This is a genomic window from Lysobacter sp. TAF61, assembly GCF_052113485.1.
GTDB lineage: Bacteria > Pseudomonadota > Gammaproteobacteria > Xanthomonadales > Xanthomonadaceae > Lysobacter_J.
The window spans coordinates 1-1,299 of the sequence record NZ_JBFRDH010000022.1 but is presented as its reverse complement, the minus strand read 5'-3'; the positions used below and the strand labels follow the sequence as shown (position 1 = coordinate 1,299).

2 protein-coding genes are annotated in these 1,299 nt (G+C 59.4%); both read left to right on the top strand.

Annotation, left to right across the window (positions count from 1 at the left end; genetic code table 11):
• Nucleotides 1-197: 197 nt before the first annotated feature.
• Complete coding sequence (locus tag AB4Y64_RS17650) at nt 198-542, top strand: hypothetical protein (RefSeq protein WP_441817751.1); 345 nt, start codon at nt 198-200, stop codon at nt 540-542.
• 60 nt (nt 543-602) lie between these two features.
• Nucleotides 603-932 carry a hypothetical protein gene (locus AB4Y64_RS17645; protein WP_441817750.1) on the top strand — a complete coding sequence of 110 codons (330 nt, stop codon included), beginning with the start codon at nt 603-605 and terminating at the stop codon, nt 930-932.
• The last annotated feature ends 367 nt before the right edge of the window (nt 933-1,299 follow it).

The window sequence follows — 1,299 nt, the reverse complement described above, 5'->3', positions numbered from 1 at the left end:
TTCCCCCTTCGGCAGGCCCCCGGTCTTCGGCGGCGCGGGGCACGGCGAGCTGATACATTCCCGCCCGGGGGTTAGGTCATGGAAGAGCAGTCGGCCGCAGTTCTTGGCTCCGGTTGCGGCGCTAGGCCTAACAGGTCATTCAAGCCGAAGCCACTTCGTGGCTCGGCTTAATTCAGGCGTTAGGCCGCTAGGAAGCTATGGACAGGACTTTGAATCTATCTTGGGCAAGGTTCGGACTTGGTCTGACCATTGCCAGTGTATTTCCTGCGCTGCTGATTGCTTCCAAAATCGATGACAGGGACTCATGGCCGGACATCGTAGCCATATGCTTCTTGCTTCTCTCGGTCTTTGTATTCGTCGCGCGCGGCTGGGCGCGGCTGCGCAAGGCCAACGCCGCTGAGCCCCTTTCGGCCTGGGAGACTGATCGCATTCGCCAGCTTCTGATTGGGCCTGTTGGGTCTCGGTTGGTTTGGTTCTCTTTCACTGTCATCACCCTTCTTCTTTGGGCTGTCGCGCGTGGCGTTGCCGGGCGCGCGGCCTAACAATTCATTCAAGCCGAAGCCACTTCGTGGCTCGGCTTAACTCAGGCGTTAGGTCCGCAGATGACGTCCATCGAGCTCCTGAAGATCCACGACTACTTCCAACTCCCAAGGCTGGGATTGATTCTCGCACCCGACTTTTCCCTTCCTAGAACTGGTTGGGCGAACTTCGTTTCCGAGGTTGTCGTCGAGCTTCCTGACGGTTCTCAGCTCACCACCATTGCAAAGTTCTCCCAAACGCACTTCCTCATCAAAGACCCAAGTGTTCCAATCGATAAGCATTGGCGGGTCACGGTCTCGCTCCCTGATCTCACAAAGCAAGACATACCAATTGGCAGCAAGGTTTTGGTCACCCCGGAGACGGCGGCCCGGGTCCTGCCCGATGCGGCCTAACAATTCATTCAAGCCGAAGCCGCTTCGCGGCTCGGCTTAATTCAGGCGTTAGGCACGTAGTCGCAGCCGTGCGGCCAGGTCGAGGGAGCGAGGCGATCGGGGCTCATGCTCGCCCGCTTTGTGCTTCGGTCATGCGTACAACGCCCCCAGTCGAGCTCATTGCCGGCGGCTGTCTGCCCCCTTCGGCAGGTCCCCGGTCTTCGGCGGCGCTGGGCACAGCGAGCTGATACATTCCCGCCCGGGGGTTAGGTCATGGAAGAGCAGCCGGCCGCAGTTCTTGGCTCCGGTTGCGGCGCTAGGCCTAACAGGTCATTCAAGCCGAACACCAATCGCTACGCGATTGATGTCGGCTTAACTCAGGCGTTAG